Origin of the sequence: Maribacter sp. UBA3344 (genome assembly GCF_002362375.1) — a bacterium.
Taxonomy (GTDB): Bacteria; Bacteroidota; Bacteroidia; order Flavobacteriales; family Flavobacteriaceae; genus Maribacter; species Maribacter dokdonensis.
Window position 1 is genome coordinate 59,133 of the sequence record NZ_DERI01000026.1, and the last position, 20,374, is coordinate 79,506.

Genomic DNA, 20,374 nt, shown 5'->3' on the forward strand with positions numbered 1-20,374 from the left:
GAAGGATGAAAACAACCATATTTAGCACCCATAAATTTGAAGAACCATATCTGGTAAAAGCAAATAACGGTAAACACCAATTAAAACTGTTAGAAAGTCGTTTAACAGAAGAAACTGCTATTCTGGCTACTGGCTCTAAAACTGTAAGTCTATTTACTGGTGATGATGCCTCGGCAAATGTTCTAGAAAAATTGAACGCTATCGGTATTCAAAATTTCGCCCTACGTTCAGCAGGTTTCAATCACGTCGATTTAAAAAAAGCATCGGAACTGGGTATAAAAGTGGCTCGCATCCCTGCCTATTCCCCTTATGCAATTGCAGAACATACAATGGCCCTAATACTTGCCCTAAACCGAAAATTGATTAAAGCTCACAATAGGGTGCGTGACCAAAATTTCTCATTGAACGGTCTTACCGGTTTCGACCTCAATGGAAAAACCGTGGGTGTCATCGGAACAGGAAAGATTGGGTCCGTGCTGGTAAAGATTCTACACGGCTTTGGTTGCAAAATACTTGCCCAAGATGTCATTGAAGATCAAAATCTAATCAATTCGTATAATGTAATCTATACCAATTGTGAAACCATCTGCAAGCAATCTGATATTATAAGCCTGCACGTACCATTAACGGCTACAACCAAACATTTAATTGACAAAGAACACATAGCACTTATGAAACCTGGAGTAATGCTTATCAATACCAGTCGTGGCGGATTAGTAGATACCAAGGCGGTTATCGAAGGATTGAAAACCAAAAAAATTGGCTATTTCGGAATCGATGTTTATGAGGAAGAAGAAGGATTGTTCTTTGAAGACCATTCCGATGACATTTTACAAGACGATGTGATTGCCCGATTAATGACCTTCAACAATGTTTTTATAACCAGCCATCAAGCATTTTTAACCGAAACAGCTTTGACCAATATTGCTGAAACCACAATTTATAATATAGACTGTTTTGAAAATGGCAAAGTCTCAGGAAACGAAGTTTCTTGATTAAGAAACAAAAATTAGTGATAACACTTAAATCTTAAAATTATGGATAGAGTAAAAAATAAAGTAGCCATTGTCACGGGAGGTGCTTCTGGCCTAGGAGAATCAAGTGCAATCTTATTGGCTCGTGAAGGTGCTAAAATTGTGATAACTGATGTAGATGATGAAAACGGAACTAAAGTAGTTCAAGACATTAACAATGATGGCGGTGAGGCAATTTTCATTAAACAAGATGTCTCTAAAGAAGAAGAATGGAAAATGGTTATTGAGACTACGATCAAAACATATGGAAAGCTTCATATAGTAGCTAATTCTGCCGGAATAGGAATAGGTGGAACGGTTGAAGATGTAACTTTAGATGACTGGAAAAATCTTATAAACGTAAACCTTCACGGTACTTTTTTAGGCACCCAATATGGCATAAAGGGAATGAAGGAAACTGGAGAAGGTGGTTCCATTATTAACTTTTCTTCAATCGAAGGACTTATTGGAGACCCTAATCTACCCGCCTATAATGCAAGTAAGGGAGGTGTAACCATATTTACCAAATCGGCAGCACTACATTGTGCGAAGCAGGGTTACAAAATACGCGTTAATTCCATTCATCCAGCATATATATGGACCCCAATGGTAGAAAATTTCCTAAAAGCCCAAGGCAATGTGGAAGAGGGCAAAAAGCAGTTAGAAAGTCTACATCCAGTTGGACACTTGGGAGAGCCGGATGACATAGGTTACGGTGTCGTTTACCTAGCTTCGGACGAATCAAAATTTATGACCGGTTCTGAGTTGGTCATTGATGGTGGTTATACTGCACAATAATGGATAACCTAAAAATTAAAAATTTATGAAAAACATACTCGTACCCACCGATTTCTCTGAAAACTGTACCAAAGCTGCACATTTAGGCATTAAAATGGCCAAACTGTATAAGGCCGAAATACACTTTCTACATCAAATGACCACGCCTGTGGATTGGGTAAAATTAGATAAGCTTAAAGAAAAGCGTTATCCAGAAACCTTAAAGCAGATAGGCGCTGCAAAGGCTAATTTACGTGAACTCGAAAAAATTGCAGAACACGAAGGTCTTAAATGCCGCACCTTTCTTCAGTTCGATTCAGGACAAAAAGATATTTTGGAGCATTCTGGTCATTTTCATCACGATTTTATCATTACAGGAAGTAGTGGCACTAAAGGTCGTGTGAGGGAGATAACAGGTAGTAATGTTGAGAAGATTGTACGAAAAGCCAATGCACCAATTATCGTGGTCAAAGAGCAGGAAGTAACGTTTCCATTTAAGGATATTCTATTCGTCTCTTCTTTTGAAGAAGATGTTAGTCATCCATTTCAAGCTGTGCTTTCCATAGCTGAAAAATGTGATGCTAAAATTCATTTGTTACGTATCAACACAGAAACAGACTTTAATAATATTAACGCTGGATTAAACCCTGTCAAGCAATTCCTTGAAAAGTTTCCCGCCTTAAAAAACTTTTCTATGAACGTTCACAACGAATCGTCAGTAGAAGAAGGTATCAATACATTTTTAAAACATCAGCCCGCAGATTTGATTGCAATGAGTACACACGGTAAGACAGGATTTTTGAGCTTATTTTCAAAAAGCATTGCCGAAGGTGTAACTAATCATTCAGAACTTCCTGTGATGACCATACATATCAAAAAATGAAACAATCAATCAACATAGTGAAGTATTCTGGCGACGTCGTAGCTTTTGATGTGGATAAACTCATCAATTCCTTAAGACGTGCACAAGCGAGTGAAGCATTGATTCAGCAAATTGTAGAGCAAGTTGAAAGTCAATTATACGATGGAATTACAACCAAACAAATCTATAAAATGGCATTTAAAATGCTTAAAGGCAAATCACGTGTAAGTGCTTCAAAGTACAAGCTCAAAAAAGCATTGATGGAATTGGGCCCTTCTGGCTTCCCATTTGAAAAGTTAGTGGGAAAACTATTGGCACACGAAGGATTTGAAACCAAGGTTGGTGTGATTGTACAAGGGAACTGCGTACAGCACGAAGTAGATGTAATAGCCCAAAAGGATAATTACCATTATATGATTGAGTGCAAATACCATAGTGACCAAGGTAGGTTTTGTAATGTCAAGATTCCCTTGTACATCCATTCACGATTTTTGGATGTTGAAAAACAATGGGAACATCAAAAAGGTCACGAAGCCAAACTACATAAAGGCGGTGTATATACCAATACACGATTTACTACGGATGCAATACAGTACAGCAAATGTGTTGGATTGTTATTGACAAGCTGGGATTATCCTATGGGAAATGGTTTAAAAGACAGAATAGACAAGTCCGGATTTCATCCCTTAACAGCATTAACGACAATAACCAAATCCGAAAAGACAAAATTATTGGATAAAGGAATTGTACTCTGCAAAGAGCTTAGCGAAACACCTTCTTTATTAAATGAAATCGGAATAGATAAATCAAGGCAAAAAAAGATTTTGGAAGATTTAGAAGCGTTGTGTAAAAACCATTAAAAAATAAACTTTTAAAAATAGTCATATGAAAACTGAAGAATTAAAAAAACAGAACAACATAGATTTTGAGCCTTTTTACGAAGCATTGGAAGACGACCCAATACTGCTTGAAGAGGCCTTGGAAATACTATTGGATATGGTAGACTTTGAACCTAAATCCATAAAAAAGGTAGCACTCTATATCAAAGAGGATTCACGAAATCTATATAATGAAGTGATAGCGTTATACAAATCGACCGAAGATAAAGGAAGTACACCTTCCTGTTGTGGTGGGCACTAATACATAAGAATACGATGAAAAACAATAAAATCAACATCCACTTTTTGGGAGCGGCCGGTACTGTAACCGGTTCAAAATATTTAGTGGATACGGGAGAGAGAAAGATATTGATAGACTGCGGACTTTTTCAAGGGCTGAAGGAATTGCGCCTTAAAAACTGGGAATATCCACCCGTTGAAGTTTCAGAAATTGATATGGTTTTGCTTACCCACGGCCATATGGACCACACAGGGTATTTACCTCGATTGGTAAAACAAGGGTTTAAAGGCCCGATTTACGGCACAAATCCCACCTTGGACATTGCAAAAATCATTTTGAACGATAGTGCAAAAATTCAGGAACAGGAAGCCGAACGTGCCAATAAGGAAGGTTATTCAAAGCATAGCCCAGCAGAACCACTCTACGATTTAAAAGATGTAGAAAAAACCATTCCACATTTTAAGGGCATTCCTCAAGCACAATGGATTCCGTTATTTGACGATATCAGAGCTCGTTTCCAATACAACGGACATATCCTAGGTGCAACTTACATTGAGCTAGATGTGCACGGAAAACGGTTTGTTTTTTCAGGAGATATTGGAAGAAGCAATGATTTATTGCTCTACCCACCACTAAAACCAAAAAAAGCGGATGTGCTTTTCATTGAATCCACTTATGGCGGAAGATTTCATCCAGATGAAGTAGAAGCACTGCCACAGATTGAAAAATTGGTCAACGATACCATCAATAGAGATGGCAGCCTGTTTATTCCAAGCTTTTCGGTAGAACGTGCCCAATTGATGATGCTCATTTTTTGGAGATTATTAAAAGAGAACAAAATACCGAAAGTACAAATGATAATGGACAGTCCAATGGGAGCGAATGTACTCGAACTCTTCCACCGTACAAGGGATTGGCACAGATTAGAGGACAATGAATGTGATGAAATGTGCTCACATTTCACGGTCGTAAGTAGTTATCGGGAAACTATGGAATTAAGAACAGATAACAAGCCAAAAATCGTGATTGCGGGAAGTGGGATGCTTACTGGCGGCAGAATGCTCAACTATCTCGAAACACAAGCACAAAACCCAAAAAACACTTTGCTTTTTGTGGGTTATCAAGCTGAAGGCACTCGTGGAAGAAAGCTATTGGAAGGCGATAAGGAATTAAAAGTGTACGGAAAATGGGTGCCATTTCATATGGAAGTTGCGGAAATTGAAGGACTTTCGGCACACGCAGACCACGCTGAACTTATGGATTGGATGAGCAAAATAAATAATAAACCAGAGCGGATTTTCATAGTGCACGGTGAAAAAGAAAGTGCAGAAGCACTACAAAAAGGTATCAAGGAGACCTATGGGTGGGATGCTGAAATCCCACAATTATATAGCATTGAAGAAATAAAATAAACTATGGAACAACATTCAAATATATTAAAATACAAACATCTTGGAATCTACACCCAAAACGAAAATGTGGTGTATATGCGTGAGGATTGCCACGTGTGTATTTCAGAAGGTTTTGAAGCATTAACACGAATAAGGATATCCAATGCAAGTACCTCAATCGTTGCAAGTCTAAATGTCTTAAATTCTGATATCCTGCTGCCCAACGAAATAGGACTATCGGATGCTGCTGCAAAAAAGTTGAATGTTTCCGACAATGACACCCTGTACGTTTCCCATTTAGAACCTATAGAATCGTTAAGCCACGTCAGGGCAAAAATCTATAACCAAAAACTGGATTACAACGCCTACAACCAAATCATAACCGACATCGTTGAAGGCGACTATTCCAACATACACCTTTCAGCATTCATTACTGCCTGTGCAGGTGACCGAATGGATATTGATGAAATATCCGACCTCACAAAAGCTATGATTGCCTCTGGAAAACAATTGAATTGGAATAAAGAAATCGTTGTCGATAAACATTGCATTGGCGGATTACCCGGTAATAGAACCACACCCTTGGTAGTGGCCATTGTAGCTGCTTATGGACTTACAATGCCAAAAACGTCCTCGCGAGCCATTACTTCGCCCGCAGGTACAGCAGATACTATGGAAGTTCTGACCAATGTTACGCTCTCTTCCGAAGAAATAATGGCTGTGGTAGAAAAAGAAGGAGGTTGTTTTGTTTGGGGTGGTACAGCGCAATTAAGCCCTGCCGATGATGTACTGATTAAGATTGAGAAGGCCTTGGATATTGATAGCGAAGGGCAACTCATAGCCTCGGTACTTTCCAAAAAGGCTGCGGCAGGTTCAACCCACGTTGTTATAGATATTCCCGTAGGAAAAACTGCGAAAGTTAGAAGTGAAGAAATGGCACAAAAACTAAAAAACCATATGGAAACGGTAGGCAACACTGTCGGGTTGAATGTGAAAGTGGTCATTACTGATGGTACGCAACCTGTAGGGAGAGGGATTGGTCCAACTTTAGAAGCCATCGATATACTAAAGGTTTTGAAAAATGAGACAGATGCGCCGATGGACTTAATGGAAAGGTCATTGCTTTTGGCTGGAGAACTTATAGAGCTTTCGGGCAAAGTCGAAAAAGGAAAAGGAACGGAAACCGCCAAAGAAGTGCTTATATCTGGTAAAGCTTATGAAAAATTCCTTGCCATTTGTAAAGCCCAAGGCCGCTTTTCAAAACCTGTTTTAGCACCTTATAAAATTGAAATCAGAGCAGAAAAATCGGGCAGTCTAAAGCGGATAGATAATCGAAAGATTGCAAAACTCGCCAAGCTTTCTGGCGCACCGCAGTCTAAATCGGCTGGGATTCTTTTGAATGTCCATTTAAATGAAAAGATTGAAAAAGACCAATTGTTATATACCATATACGCAGAATCTAAAGGCGAGCTGAACTATGCTCTGGAATATAAAAACTACCACAATAACATATTAACCATATCTTAAAAAAACACACGATGAAAACAATATTATTCAGCCTTCCCGGAAACGAAGAACTTACAGCACTTATGGCAAAAAAAATGGATGCGGAAATCGGGAAAGCGACCCTACGTAAGTTTCCCGACGGAGAATCCTACACACGTATCTTATCTGATGTGAAGGATAAATGTGTTGTACTGGTTTGCACCTTGCACGAACCAGACGAAAAACTGTTGCCTCTTTATTTTTTAAGTCATACTGCCAAATCATTAGGGGCAATGTGTACGTGTTTGGTAGCGCCATATCTCGCATATATGCGTCAGGACAAGATTTTCAATGAAGGCGAAGGTGTTACTTCTGGTTTTTTCGGAAAACTGATTTCAGGTTTTGCCGATAGTATTACCACGGTTGACCCACACTTACATAGAATTAGCTCTTTAGGGGAAGTATATCAAATTCCAAACAAAGTCATCCACGCAGCCGATGCTATTTCAGAATGGATAAAAGAAAACGTCGAAAACCCTGTACTTATAGGTCCAGATTCAGAAAGTGAACAATGGGTTTCCGAAGTTGCTAAAAAAGCGGGAGCACCATTTACGGTACTGCAAAAAGTGCGTCACGGCGACCGTGATGTGGAGGTTTCTGTCCCAGATGTGGAAAAATATAAAAACGCCACACCTATTTTGGTAGACGATATTATCTCGACCGCTCGAACGATGATTGAAACCGTGGTGCATTTGAAAAAAGCAGGAATGAGACCACCTATTTGTGTGGGTATTCACGCAGTTTTTTCAGGTAGTGCCTATCAGGATTTGTTAGATTCCGGCGTAGAAAAAATAGTGACCTGCAATACCATTCCACACCCTTCAAATGCTATTGATTTGAGCGATATACTGGCAAAAGAAGTAAAAAAATTAATGCACCATATATGAGAAAACGAGTTTTCATAGTACTAATCACATTATTCAGCATCACAATGACTGGACAAACTGAAATGCTTATCGGGCAGATTTCAGACAGACTTGTCGTTAGGGAAAATTTCAATGAAGAAGGTGCTTTTTTGAATAAGCAAACTTTTAAGTCTGGAAAAGTCATCGATAAGAACGGTTATTATGAAATTGAGGTCGTTACAGAACTATTTGATAAGGATAAAAAATCTACTGACAAATACACCACGACTTATCGTTGTAAGCCTGATGAAGCCAGTATAATGGTAATGGCATTTCCATTTTCCAACCCAAAATCAAAGGAAACCGAAATCAATACCACATCTAAAAATTTTAAAGAGCTCTACGATCTGAAAAACTTAAAAGACATAGAATTAGAAATGAGTTTTGACTCTGGCTTGTTGAATTTCTTCGGTTCAAAAAGCGTGATAAAGATTTTTAACCGTGAGTTAGATACTGGACAAACCTATAATACTATTAATTCCAAAATCGATATCAAGGCCTATGCCTGGGGAATTCGCATTAAGCAACTCAATTATAATGTCAAAGAAGAATTAAATCGTAAAGGCCTATTGACCTTTCAGAAATTTACTGAAGCCGATGGTAGTTATTTTACAATAAACTATAAATAAAAGAAAATGAAAAATTACGATACACTATCAGAGGCTATAAACGATTTACAGGTAAACGAATATCCTTATGATTTCAACTTAAAACCTGAATGTCTGGAATGTGCTTCTCTGAAAATTGAGATTCGACCAGAAGATTTTAAAGTAGATAAAACTTACCGCTTTGAAGGAATGAGCAGTACAGATGATAACAGCATTTTATATGCAATATCTTCTAAAGATGGCATCAAAGGTCTTTTAGTAGATGCTTATGGCGTCTATGCCGAAAACATTTCGGAAGCAATGAGAAAAAAATTACGATAACACTTAAACAATACTATAATGGAAAATCACGAGCAGCACAAACACAACGAAATGGACCATTCGAAAATGGATCATTCTAAAATGAACCACGAAAAAGAAGACCATTCCAAAATGGATCATTCCAAAATGAAAAAGGGCGGTGGAGACCATTCGGGCCATAATCCGGGTCACGGACAAATGGGTCACGACCATCATAAAATGATGATTGCAGACTTTAGAAAACGATTTTGGGTAACGCTAGTCCTTACCATTCCAATTTTGTTCTTCTCGCCAATGATTCAAGAGTTTTTTGGATATGAATTTTTACTTCCTGGCAATTCGTATGTCCTTTTTGCGCTTTCTACCATTGTATATTTCTATGGTGGCTGGCCTTTTCTTAAAGGATTTGTTTCCGAAGTAAAGAATGGTGCACCAGGGATGATGACACTTATATCTATGGCAATAAGTGTCGCTTACTTCTATAGTTCTGCAACCGTTTTTGGTTTACAAGGCGTTGACTTCTTTTGGGAATTAGCGACTCTTATCGCCATTATGCTCATAGGGCATTGGATTGAGATGAAAAGCGTGCTGGGTGCATCAAAAGCATTACAGCTTTTGGTAAGTATGATGCCTGCGGAAGCGCATCGCGTTAAAGGAGATACTATTGAAGATATCGCACTTGAAGATTTATTAAAAGATGATGTGATATTGGTAAAACCCGGAGAGAAAGTGCCAGCTGACGGTATTATAGTAGAAGGTTCAAGTTACTTGAACGAATCAATGCTAACAGGGGAATCTAAACCTGTAAAAAAAGAAGAAAAAGATAAAGTAATCGGTGGTTCTGTAAATGGCAATAGCACCTTAAAAGTAAAGGTTGAACATACTGGAAAAGATAGCTATCTCAACAAGGTTATTACGATGGTTGAGGAAGCGCAAAAGACCAAATCTAAAATGCAAAATCTTTCCGATAGAGCTGCAAAATGGTTGACTTATATAGCTTTGGCTATTGGTTTTGGTACGTTGGCAGTTTGGTTGATTTTAGGCTTTCCTTTTGTCTATGCTTTAGAAAGAATGGTTACCGTTATGGTTATCGCTTGCCCACACGCACTCGGTCTTGCAATTCCTCTTGTAGTTGCCATTTCTACCGCTGTATCTGCACAAAATGGATTATTAATCCGCAATAGAACTGCATTTGAAGAATCACGAAAGATATCCGCCTTACTATTTGACAAAACAGGGACTTTGACCAAAGGGGACTTTGGCGTTACTCGAATCAAATCTGTAAATGCGACTTATTCAAACGAAGAAATCTTAAGACTGTCAAGTGCATTGGAACAAAGTTCAGAACATCCAATTGCTGTTGGGATTATTAAAAAAGTTAAAGAAGACAATATTACAATCCCAAAGCCTGAAAGCTTTAATGCGATTACTGGTAAAGGTGTAGAGGCAAATGTAGAAGGTAAGCAAGTAAAAGTGGTTAGTCCTGGTTATTTAAGGGATGAAAAAATCACTATTCCTGAAGATGCTTATAGTGACGCTGCTGAAACTGTTGTGTTTGTATTAATCGATGGTCAGCTAGCAGGATACATCGCTCTTGCTGATGAAATAAGACCAGAATCTGCGGATGCGATTAAAGTGTTCAAAAAGAACAACATCAAGGTATTAATGGCTACTGGCGATAACGAAAAGACAGCTAAAGCCGTAAGTGAAAAATTAGGATTGGACGGTTACTACGCAGAGGTGTTACCACATCAAAAAGTGGAAATCGTAGAAAAGCTTCAAGTAGAAGGTGAATTTGTTGCAATGACAGGAGATGGTGTAAACGATGCGCCTGCTCTTGCTAAAGCTAATGTTGGAATCGCAGTAGGCTCTGGTACTGATGTAGCTGCTGAAACTGCTGATATTATATTAGTCAATAGCAATCCACAAGATATAGCTAACCTAATTTTATTTGGTAAAGCTACTTATAATAAAATGATTCAGAACTTAATATGGGCGACGGGTTATAATGTAGTAGCCATTCCTTTAGCTGCTGGAGTACTGTATTCTTCAGGGTTTGTTTTAGGGCCGGCAGTAGGTGCGGTATTTATGAGTTTAAGTACTATTATAGTGGCTATTAATGCTCAATTATTGAAGCGAAAAATTGGTAAAAAGTAAATGGATAGGAAAGAAAAACTCAACAGGATATTTTTAATCCTATTGAGTTTATTTGTAGTAATGTTAGGGTATGGTATTTTATTACCAACCCTTCCCTACTATACCGAAAGATTAGCTTTAAAAGACAATCTCGATACTGACCTTATCAACTTCCACATTGGACTGCTCACGAGCATCTATCCGTTTTTTCAATTACTGTTTGTGGTGGTTTGGGGAAAGCTATCAGACAAGTACGGTCGTAAACCTATTATCATTTGTGGACTAATCGGCTTTGTAATTATGCAATTACTTACTGGCCTAGCCACATCTTTGACAATGCTCTATATCGCTCGAATCTTTGGTGGTATTTTCACGTCTTCAGTTATTCCAGTTAGCAACGCATATTTAAGCGATATTACTTCTGAAAAACGGAGAACAAAAATAATGGCTTGGTCTGGCGTTGCTATTAGCTCTGGGGTTATTTTCGGCCCTGTCATCGGTGGTTTTTTGTCCCAGACTGACCTTCATTTAAAATATACAATTGGTCTGCTACATTTAGACCGATTTTCAGTCCCCTTTTTATTTGCTGCCCTTTTAGGATTGATTGTCTTATTGGTTGTAATGAAATGGTTAAAAAACACCACTCGCGTACATAAGTTCAGAACACAAAAAGTGAGCTTGCGGTTCACATTTACCAAATATTTTATCGTGTTACTAGTGCTATCGTTTGTCATCCAATTTGTAGTGACGCTATTTGAAACTGTCTTTTCAATCTATGGGAAAGATGAATTAGGATTTAACAGTAATCAAGTTGGTATAGGTTTTATGCTATGTGGTTCAATAATGGCTGTTTTACAACCCGTGTTCGCTACTTACGGAGAGAAGTTTTTATCCACAAAGAAACAAATTGCTTTAGGATTATTAATATCTGGATTATCCTTAATTGCCTTTCCATTTTTTAATAATGAATTTTTGGTCTATGCATTAATCATTGTTTTTGCTGCTGGAGGTGCAATGGTAACGCCCAATTTACTTTCTGCGGTTTCATTAATATCAAAAAACAATACTGGCAGGAACATTTCCATACAGAGTTCGACAAATAGTATTGGTCAAATTCTAGGTCCCGTTTTAGGAACTTGGCTGATTACAGGCGGTTTTTACTATCCTTTCATAATTGCTGGAATCATTGTTTTGGTTGCTATTGGTTGTCTGTTATTTTTTAAAAATCCCCCATAAAAAGATATATCATATACATATTACTTATTGATAATTAACCCAAGTCTAAAGCCCCAAAAACATTTTGCATAAGTTAATTCATATAATACTAGATAATTACAAAGAGGAAATAAAAGTAGTTGAGGAATCTAATCTTGGCGATTTCAACAATGTTGAACAAGGTATTTCTATTTCAAGAGAATATTTACAGAAGTTACGCATATGCGTAAGGAAAAATAAATTTGTCGATCAACAAAATGAAATAATATTCTTTAAAAAGCATAAGCCCTACATCTACAGTAGATTAAAATTTTATGCTATGCTCTATAATTTTTTGATAAACAGGCCTGCAGGAACAATAAAATCCCAAGAGAAATTTATTGATTCAGAAATAAATAGGTTACAAGAAAGTAATCGACAAAATATAGATTTTGTAAAATATTACAGGGAGGATTCTGAACTTCTAGATGAATTTTATTTTGTAAGAGGACATGATAAAATTAGCTTGGTATCAGACACTTCCCATTTTTATACAGATGCTGAATTTTCTACAAGCCATGATAATACAATTGCCCAAATTATGGCCTATGATCTATTAATTAGCCACTACGTTGAGGAATTAAGCTATTTAAGAGATCTATCCAACGGCATACCAAGTAAGTGGAACACTTTATCAAACGGTGAGCAACTTGGGTGGACAGCCTCAAAAACAGACTTAATTGAATTGATTTATGCATTACAAGCGTCAGGAGCAATAAAAAGTGGCACAGCAGGCATTAAAGAAATGGCTTCAGCTTGTGAGAGTATGTTCGATTTAAAACTTGGTAATGTGTATCGAACTTTTCTAGAAATAAGAGAACGAAAAAGTGACCAGACTAAATTTATTGATAGATTAAAAGCTACACTTTTGAGGCGAATGCAAGAAACGGATGGGTAATAATCAATAAGCTCAAAATGTTAAATTTTTTCCCAAGTTGGGTGTAACTTGGGAAAAAATAAAATTAATTTTATTTATCATCATTTGGTATGGGTGAATTAAAAAATAGCCTCTAAATCAAACTAATCTAAACCATTGAAAATGAGTAAATAAAAACACCCAACTTGGGTGCAACTTGGGATTAAAATCCAATAAACCATCCCAAATTTGTAGAACGAAAGTCAAATCAGGTTAGGGGCTATCAAATTAGTTGAAATTAAAACGATAGTCCCTTTCTTTAAAATCGTTCTATTATGCCAGCAAATATTATTACTACCGATGATCTTCGAGAATTCAAAATGGAATTGCTCGATGATATTAAAAATCTTCTATCTAAACAAGCAACTGGAAAACTTAAGAAATATCTAAAATCTTCCGAAGTAATGGATATGCTTCAAGTCAGTCCAGGAACATTACAGAATCTTCGCATAAATGGTACGCTACCATACACAAAAGTTGGCGGTATTATCTACTATGATGCCGAGGAAATTCAAGGTGTGATGACATCAAATCGTGTGCAGCACAAGCTAAATTCATAAACGATGAACTACATAAAGCTACTAAATGCGGCTTTTGAAAAGTTCTTATTCGACGATCGCCTCAACACAACACATATAAGTCTGTATATGGCGCTGTTCCAAGAATGGAATAGTAGCCGGTTTGCAGGTGAGTTCTACGTGAACCGACGAGACTTAATGATGGCTTCAAAAATCGGTTCGAAATCTACGTACCATAGGTGTGTTACCGATTTAGACTCTTGGGAATACTTATCCTATTTTCCGTCAAACAATCCATACAAAGGCAGTAAAATTAAGATGACCATTATCGGTACAAGTGATGAACCTGATATGGGACGGTACAATCCCACATTAGAACAGCTTGCGGAACAGTACCATCCCATACGGGAACCAGTTGTGGGACAGCACCGTCCCATTAACGGACAAGCTCTGGACCCGCACCGTCCCATAGGTGGACAAGCATTGGTATCTACTATAAACAATACCAAACAAGTAAATACTATAAAACAACCAAAGGGCTGGCAGGCTGTTATTGATTTTTTTATTGAAAAAGGTTTTAATGCTGATGAAGGAAAAAAATTCTTCGAGCATTACGAAACTCGGAATTGGCAAACGAGCGATGGAAATGAAATTCGAGATTGGCGAGCTTTAGCTATGAATTGGATGGATAGAACCGAATTATTCAACAATGAAAACAATTCAAATAAAAAACAGGCGTCCCAAATCAAGGACAACTTGCGAACCACTAAAAACAAAGATTATGGACAACCCCTCTAAAATTAACGAAGGTGGCGTGGAATATTCGCTCGGAAAGTTTGATGGCAAAAGCGTTCTTTACGATTTTGACAAAATCTTGATTTATCTAAATGCAAAGGGAATGAAACTCTTTGGTCAGCAATTTAGAATCTATGATGAAGACACCGTTATCATTCGTAATCTTTGCCATTATTTCATCAAGGACAAAGAAAATTGTGAAAAGAACGGAATTGATATCGACAAAGGTATTTTACTTTCTGGCCCAGTAGGATGCGGAAAAACAACCTTGATGAAACTACTGCGCCATATCGTACCAATGCAAAGACCTTATGAAATGATTCCGTGCAGGAATGTAGCCTTCAGTTTTAACCACCTTGGTTTTAAAACTATTGAAGACTATGGCAATACCAGATTTTATTGCTTTGATGATTTAGGCATTGAACCTGCCGGAAGATTCTATGGCAAAGACTTGAACGTAATGGGCGAAGTGTTGCTTTCCCGATATGAACTTTATCTTCAGACCAAACATAAAATCAAGACACACGCTACCACAAATCTCAATGCCGAAGAACTGGAAGAACGCTACGGCAATCGGGTTCGTAGCAGAATGCGAGAACTATTTAACTTAATTGCGTTTGACACTAAGGCTGGGGATAAGCGGAAGTGATTTAAAACTTAAAATATACTTATCAGTTTAAAATTTTAGTTATAAATAATTTGGAATTCAGTACTTTTGTTTTATGGCAGCAGCAGAAAAGATAAAGGCATTATTACAAAGTTATGGTGACGAAGACGATAGTCGTTTCTATACAACAGCTATGCAGATTGCCGCCGCTGAAGCTAAAAAAGGGCACATTAAGCTTGCCGAGGAACTGAAGGGACTTATTGAAAAAATAAAGTCAAAGCGAAATGTAAAATCAGTTACTAAGACAAGAATTCTTCCTGTAAATGAAGCTCAAAGAGAATTAAAAGATTTACTAGAAGTTTACCGTCCGCATATCAAAACAAAGGATATGGTTTTGACCGAGCAAGTTTCAGAAGCAATTACTCGTGTTCTTTCCGAACAGCAAAAGTTTGACCAACTCTTACAACACAATTTAGCACCTAGAAGAAAATTAATGCTCGTTGGACCACCGGGTTGTGGTAAAACAATGACGGCAAAGGCAATTGCTGGTGATTTAGAAATACCATTATTCATAATTCGTCTTGATGGGTTGATTAGTAGATATATGGGTGAGTCTATTGCAAAGCTTAAACTGATTTTTGATTCTATGTATCAACATAGAGCTGTTTATTTGTTCGATGAATTTGATTCAATTGGGTCGAATAGAAGTTATGGAAACGATGTTGGGGAAATAAAAAGGGTTCTAATTAGTTTTTTGATGAATATCGAAAAAGATGAATCAAATAGTTTACTTATTGCAGCCACAAATATTCCTGAATCATTAGATAAAGCTTTATTTAGACGTTTTGATGACATTATACAATATCCACTTCCTAGTGATAAAGAAATAGTCAAACTACTAAAAGTTCAGCTTAAGGGATATTCTCTCGCTAAAGGTAAAACCATAAATGCGCTTTCAAAAGAGGCAGTAGGTTTAAGCTTTGCAGATGTTTCAAATGCTTGTAAAGATGCCATAAAGGAAATGATTGTACATAATACCGATAAAGTTTCATCAACAATACTTCTTAAATTCATTAAAAGTAAAAAGACCCAGTTTTAATAGATAAATGCCAAGAAATTTAGACCACATAATTCTTTCTGGGTATGTATCTACCTAGTCTTACACAAGTCCTGGTACAGGTCGTGACCCAGTAAATCCTACTGGAAGGAATAGAAACAATCACGGTAATACCTTGCGGAATCAACTCGGTATGGCAGTTGAGTCGTTTAGAGAGAATACTGAAATCGATTTCGTATATCTAGAGTTTATTTCTGAAAAAGACTGTCTTTTGGCATTCGATAGTTTTGAGGATGGTCGAAGCGGTGACCATCGTTTTGTATCCTCGAAATTAGAAAAATTAATCATTGGCGGTCAAGAACACGAGCAATATAGAGCTTGTATTTACCTAAATACAAACGGAATATCAAAGTTTCTAGGAAAAATTGAAGCGTATTTAAATCCTGAAAATGATAGTGCATCAGGTAATCCGCGCAACACCAAGTTATTAAACAATATTGCTGATATTCAAAGAGCAACACTATCTAGCTTTTGGCAAGAAAATGAAATCGATTTTCCCGAATTAGATGAAGAAGTTTGGTGGGAAGTTTGGTTGAGACGAGAAGATACTCAAAATGACATTCGTGAAGATGAAGCTGTCATTAATATGCTGGTCGATAACATAATTGTGGTTGCTGAACGTAGATTGTTGTTTCCAGAACACATTGTTCGAATGGTAAGATGTACAGCACGAGAACTTTCAACCACAATACTATATTCAGACAAATTAGCTGAACTAAGAAAACCCAAAGAAGCAGCTAATTTTTTTACAGGACTAGATAATGCTGATGCAAATGATTGGGTGCAAGACTTAAGAAACCGCACAATTAATAGAACTACTGATGATTCAGTAATTATCTGTATTTTGGATACAGGTGTGAACCGTGGTCATCCTCTTTTAGAAGATTTTCTTCCAGAAAGGAATATGGATTCTGTAAATCCTGAATGGGGAAACGCTGATACAGATAGACACGGACACGGAACACCAATGGCAGGAACCTCATTGTATGGTGACCTTACCGATATATTACAAGACGCTTCAAACATTGAAATATTCCATCGTCTTGAATCCATCAAACTAATTCATCCAAATAATCCACATCAACCAGAGCTCTATGGTGCGGTGACAGAAGAAGCTATTGCTAGGGCAACCATTCTCAATCCTGTAAACAAACGTATTCTTACAATGGCAGTTACTGCAACAGATGGTCGAGACAAAGGGAAACCGTCATCGTGGTCAAGTTCAATTGACAAGATTGCCTTTGGTGAAGCAGGAACTACAAATGATAAATCATTATTTTGCATCTCAAGTGGCAACACCGATATAAATCACGTTTCTGAATATCCCCAAAAAAATATTGAAGAATCTATACACGACCCAGCTCAGGCATTCAACGCATTAACGATTGGTTCAATCACTCATAAAACTGTAATAGACCAAGCTCAATTTAGAGGTGCGACCCCTTTGGTTCAAGCAGGTGGTATGTCCCCTAGTAATAGTACCTCACTTTCGTGGGAAAACAATTGGGCATTGAAACCTGAATTAGTATTGGAAGGTGGTAATTATGGTATTCACAACGATGGCATCATTGACCCAGATTCTCTACGATTACTATCTATCGGTAAGAATTTTAGAACAGAGCCACTTCATAGTTTTGGTGATACTAGTGGCGCTACTGCCTTGGCATCGAGATATGCTGCAATGTTGACATCGCAATATCCTATGTTGTGGCCAGAAACTATAAAAGGTCTTCTTGTGCATTCGGCAGACTGGAATTCCGAAATGCTAGCAAATCGAAATATTGAAGAACTGAATAATCCTGAACAAAGAGACTTATTACGAACCTATGGTTACGGAATGCCCGATTTTCAAAAAGCGGTTCGAAGCGCAAATAACTCACTTACGCTTATAGCTCAGGAATCTTTGAGCCCTTTTGTACTTGACGGTAGCACAGTGAAAACTAACGAAATGCATCTGCATAGTTTACCTTGGCCTACCGAGGTTTTAACTGCTCTTTTTGATAGTGAAGTAACGCTAACGGCCACTTTATGTTATTTCATAGAACCAAATCCTGGGAACAAACAATATAGTAAATCATATTATTATCAATCACACGGTCTTAGGTTTAAAATGATAGATTCTGGTGAATCTATTGAACACTTTCGTGAAAGGGTAAATAGGGAAGCAAGAATGGAAGACCAAGGTGGTACTTATTCTGGTGAAAGTTGGATTATTGGTAACAAAGTAAGAGATAAAGGTTCAACTCATAAAGATATTTGGAAAGGGACAGCGGCTGACCTTGCCACCAGAAATACTGTTGCCATTTTTCCTGTTAATGGGTGGTGGCGCACTAGAAAGAAATTACTTCGTTACAATAACTCTGTTAGATATAGCTTAATCTTATCAATAGACTCTTCTAATAATGATATTGACTTATATAACCCTGTATTAAATCAAATCGATATTCTTATCTAATGTTCTAAAATATTCAATATGTTGCTTCTATGATTGATGGCTTTGATAAAAATAAAAAATATTATGGCGAGGTCTGGTTTGTAGAAAAAGAAGACGAAAAGCAATTCTGTGTGATGTCATTTAACGATGATGATATTTGGTTAGAAACCAACCTACACTCAAAACAAAGAAATTATAAAGAACCTCAAATTTTAGGACTATTTACTGGTCTCGGATATATAACATTTATTGATTGCCGCATACAACACTCATCTAGTGGCATAACTGAAACTAGAATTTATAGAGCAAAATATTCATTCGTTAGTCATAAACACTTAATCGACACCCAAACGCTCAAAATTAAGGAATTCTATATTGTAAATGACGTTATTTCAAAATGGGTTAGCCATACGCTTTGGTATGACCATACAGAAGATAAACTTCATAAGAAGATTTTTAAAGATGAGTACTTAATTGAAAATATTAATTTAAAGATTACAATATGCCACTATCAAAATATCAATACAAAAAGACAAACTGGCTTGGATATTTCTAATCGAGGTGCTATAAAATTTGAATTAGAAGAGCCTATAGATATTCTAGGGGCAATTGCGTATTACAATCAATTTCAAAAAGTATTACAATTAACTTTTGGTCGTTCAGAGAAATTTAGAAAATTTAGTTTTAAATGTCTAGGCTGCGGTGAAGACAAGGATTTCTATTATAACGATACTCAACTAACAAAATCTACTTCAACCTTTATCCATACAGATTACGAAAAAGTAAAAAGCAGTCTCAAATCGATATTAGCAGCTGCATACACAGATGATACTTTTAAGTTTTGTTTAGATAAATTGATGGAAAACTTTATAGGCAAGCACCCAAGTCATAATAAACGTTTCATAAATAGTATTTCAGCCTATGAAGCTTATTGTAAAAATTATTCAAAAGAGGGAAAAAATCAATTATACAAGCGTATAAAAGAGAATGAAGAAATCTTCATAAAAATTGGCGATTTTGCAGATGACATTTGGAAAACATTCCCAAATAAAGTTGTAAGAGCTAGAGACTATCATATTCACAGCAATCTTGATAATAAAAATATCTACTCTGAATTCGAATTACTCTATATCAGTTTCTTGTTTGATTACACTATAGCCTATTTACTGCTAGCAAAGCTTGATAACATCGAAGATTCCCTTTTAAATAAATTCATCGAACAAGGCAAGAACACCTTTGTAGGTTTACAGAGAACCAATGTGATACTTGGTTCAAATCCTTTAACTTAATTCTTTTTTTTATTTAGTGTACGGATTACCGTTATAATTAAATCTCTTAAACATTTTACCACTTCAATTCTAAACTCTTTCATAATTCTATCGATTTTAAAATGGTTGATGCGATTTGCTTAATATTTACATAACTTGAAATATAATTACCCTCATCCTCATTACTCAAAAACCCCAATTCCAAAAGCACGGAAGGACAATAACCAACCGTTTCCCGTAGCACCTGAAAATTAGCAAACTTCACACCTCTACTTTCATATCCTATCGCTGCGCAAAGTGTCTTTTCTATTTGATAACCGACAAAAACAGATTCTTTAGAAAATTCCCCTTGCGTTTTTGAAGCATAAATTTCAATTCCTCTTGCATTTGGATTATCCGAATGATTACAATGCAAAGACACAAATAAATCTGCTTTTAAGATTTTGGCAAGCCTTGTTCTATCAGATAATGAAATAAGCGTATCCTTATATCTGGTCAAATAAATATCTAAAGGTTTATCTAAGTCATAATTCAGCTTCAAAATGGCATTCGCAATATCCAATACGATGTCCTTTTCTTGGATTTTAATTATACCAATTGCACCAGCATCTTTTCCACCGTGTCCAACGTCTATAATTATTCGTTTTTGAGCACTCATTTCTTGTCCAAAAATGATGCTCATTTTTAGAAGCAAAAAGACAAAATTGACGTTTTTGAACACTTTTTTCATTTTCAATTTTCAGGTTATCAACAACTTTCTTTCAAAACCTCATAGAATTTGATACCAAATAATAGCAATTAAATTCAAT

20 protein-coding genes are annotated in these 20,374 nt (G+C 36.7%); 19 read left to right on the forward strand and 1 reads right to left on the reverse strand.

What is annotated here, in order from left to right:
- Positions 1-5 precede the first annotated feature (5 nt).
- From B2Z27_RS15965 to B2Z27_RS16055, 19 genes are all read left to right on the forward strand, one after another.
- On the forward strand, positions 6-995 hold the full coding sequence (locus B2Z27_RS15965) for a 2-hydroxyacid dehydrogenase (protein ID WP_286814391.1): 990 nt from the start codon (positions 6-8) through the stop codon (positions 993-995).
- A gap of 42 nt (positions 996-1,037) precedes the next feature.
- Positions 1,038-1,811, forward strand: a complete 774-nt coding sequence (locus B2Z27_RS15970; protein ID WP_286814392.1) for an SDR family oxidoreductase — start codon at positions 1,038-1,040, stop codon at positions 1,809-1,811.
- A 25-nt stretch (positions 1,812-1,836) separates the two neighbouring features.
- Positions 1,837-2,673 (forward strand): universal stress protein, encoded by an 837-nt coding sequence (locus B2Z27_RS15975; RefSeq protein ID WP_210707525.1) that lies wholly within the window; start codon positions 1,837-1,839, stop codon positions 2,671-2,673.
- Complete coding sequence (locus B2Z27_RS15980; RefSeq protein ID WP_210707526.1) at positions 2,670-3,512, forward strand: ATP cone domain-containing protein; 843 nt, start codon at positions 2,670-2,672, stop codon at positions 3,510-3,512. Before B2Z27_RS15975 ends, B2Z27_RS15980 begins: the two co-directional genes overlap by 4 nt.
- 25 nt (positions 3,513-3,537) lie before the next feature.
- Positions 3,538-3,792 (forward strand): hypothetical protein, encoded by a 255-nt coding sequence (locus B2Z27_RS15985; protein ID WP_210707527.1) that lies wholly within the window; start codon positions 3,538-3,540, stop codon positions 3,790-3,792.
- 14 nt (positions 3,793-3,806) lie between these two features.
- Positions 3,807-5,183, forward strand: coding sequence for an MBL fold metallo-hydrolase RNA specificity domain-containing protein (locus tag B2Z27_RS15990; protein WP_210707541.1), 1,377 nt, complete (start codon positions 3,807-3,809; stop codon positions 5,181-5,183).
- Between the two features lie 3 nt (positions 5,184-5,186).
- The gene (locus tag B2Z27_RS15995) at positions 5,187-6,689 is read left to right on the forward strand and encodes a thymidine phosphorylase family protein (RefSeq protein ID WP_286814393.1); all 1,503 of its coding nucleotides are present in this window, start codon (positions 5,187-5,189) and stop codon (positions 6,687-6,689) included.
- A gap of 11 nt (positions 6,690-6,700) precedes the next feature.
- Positions 6,701-7,594: a ribose-phosphate pyrophosphokinase gene (locus tag B2Z27_RS16000; RefSeq protein WP_286814394.1), complete on the forward strand. Its 894-nt coding sequence runs from the start codon at positions 6,701-6,703 to the stop codon at positions 7,592-7,594.
- A gap of 44 nt (positions 7,595-7,638) precedes the next feature.
- Positions 7,639-8,241 carry a hypothetical protein gene (locus B2Z27_RS16005; protein WP_286814395.1) on the forward strand — a complete coding sequence of 201 codons (603 nt, stop codon included), beginning with the start codon at positions 7,639-7,641 and terminating at the stop codon, positions 8,239-8,241.
- Positions 8,242-8,247: 6 nt separating this feature from the next.
- Complete coding sequence (locus tag B2Z27_RS16010) at positions 8,248-8,541, forward strand: phosphoribosylpyrophosphate synthetase (RefSeq protein ID WP_210707531.1); 294 nt, start codon at positions 8,248-8,250, stop codon at positions 8,539-8,541.
- An 18-nt stretch (positions 8,542-8,559) separates the two neighbouring features.
- Complete coding sequence (locus tag B2Z27_RS16015; RefSeq protein ID WP_286814396.1) at positions 8,560-10,677, forward strand: copper-translocating P-type ATPase; 2,118 nt, start codon at positions 8,560-8,562, stop codon at positions 10,675-10,677.
- On the forward strand, positions 10,678-11,892 hold the full coding sequence (locus B2Z27_RS16020; RefSeq protein ID WP_210707533.1) for an MFS transporter: 1,215 nt from the start codon (positions 10,678-10,680) through the stop codon (positions 11,890-11,892). It begins immediately after the preceding gene.
- A gap of 64 nt (positions 11,893-11,956) precedes the next feature.
- Complete coding sequence (locus B2Z27_RS16025) at positions 11,957-12,808, forward strand: RteC domain-containing protein (protein ID WP_286814397.1); 852 nt, start codon at positions 11,957-11,959, stop codon at positions 12,806-12,808.
- Positions 12,809-13,101: 293 nt separating this feature from the next.
- Positions 13,102-13,386, forward strand: coding sequence for a helix-turn-helix domain-containing protein (locus B2Z27_RS16030; RefSeq protein WP_210708396.1), 285 nt, complete (start codon positions 13,102-13,104; stop codon positions 13,384-13,386).
- Between the two features lie 3 nt (positions 13,387-13,389).
- On the forward strand, positions 13,390-14,142 hold the full coding sequence (locus B2Z27_RS16035; protein WP_286814398.1) for a hypothetical protein: 753 nt from the start codon (positions 13,390-13,392) through the stop codon (positions 14,140-14,142).
- Positions 14,126-14,788, forward strand: coding sequence for an ATPase (locus tag B2Z27_RS16040; protein ID WP_210708398.1), 663 nt, complete (start codon positions 14,126-14,128; stop codon positions 14,786-14,788). The genes B2Z27_RS16035 and B2Z27_RS16040 overlap by 17 nt, the downstream gene beginning before the upstream one ends.
- A gap of 73 nt (positions 14,789-14,861) precedes the next feature.
- The gene (locus B2Z27_RS16045) at positions 14,862-15,845 is read left to right on the forward strand and encodes an AAA family ATPase (RefSeq protein ID WP_286814399.1); all 984 of its coding nucleotides are present in this window, start codon (positions 14,862-14,864) and stop codon (positions 15,843-15,845) included.
- A gap of 151 nt (positions 15,846-15,996) precedes the next feature.
- Positions 15,997-18,318: a S8 family peptidase gene (locus tag B2Z27_RS16050; RefSeq protein ID WP_286814400.1), complete on the forward strand. Its 2,322-nt coding sequence runs from the start codon at positions 15,997-15,999 to the stop codon at positions 18,316-18,318.
- 29 nt (positions 18,319-18,347) lie between these two features.
- A complete protein-coding gene (locus B2Z27_RS16055) occupies positions 18,348-19,586 on the forward strand; it encodes a HEPN domain-containing protein (RefSeq protein ID WP_286814401.1) in 1,239 nt (412 codons plus the stop codon).
- 79 nt (positions 19,587-19,665) lie between these two features.
- Here B2Z27_RS16055 and B2Z27_RS16060 read toward each other — a convergent pair whose 3' ends face one another.
- Positions 19,666-20,295, reverse strand: a complete 630-nt coding sequence (locus tag B2Z27_RS16060; RefSeq protein ID WP_286814402.1) for an N-acetylmuramoyl-L-alanine amidase family protein — start codon at positions 20,293-20,295, stop codon at positions 19,666-19,668.
- Between the last annotated feature and the right edge of the window lie 79 nt (positions 20,296-20,374).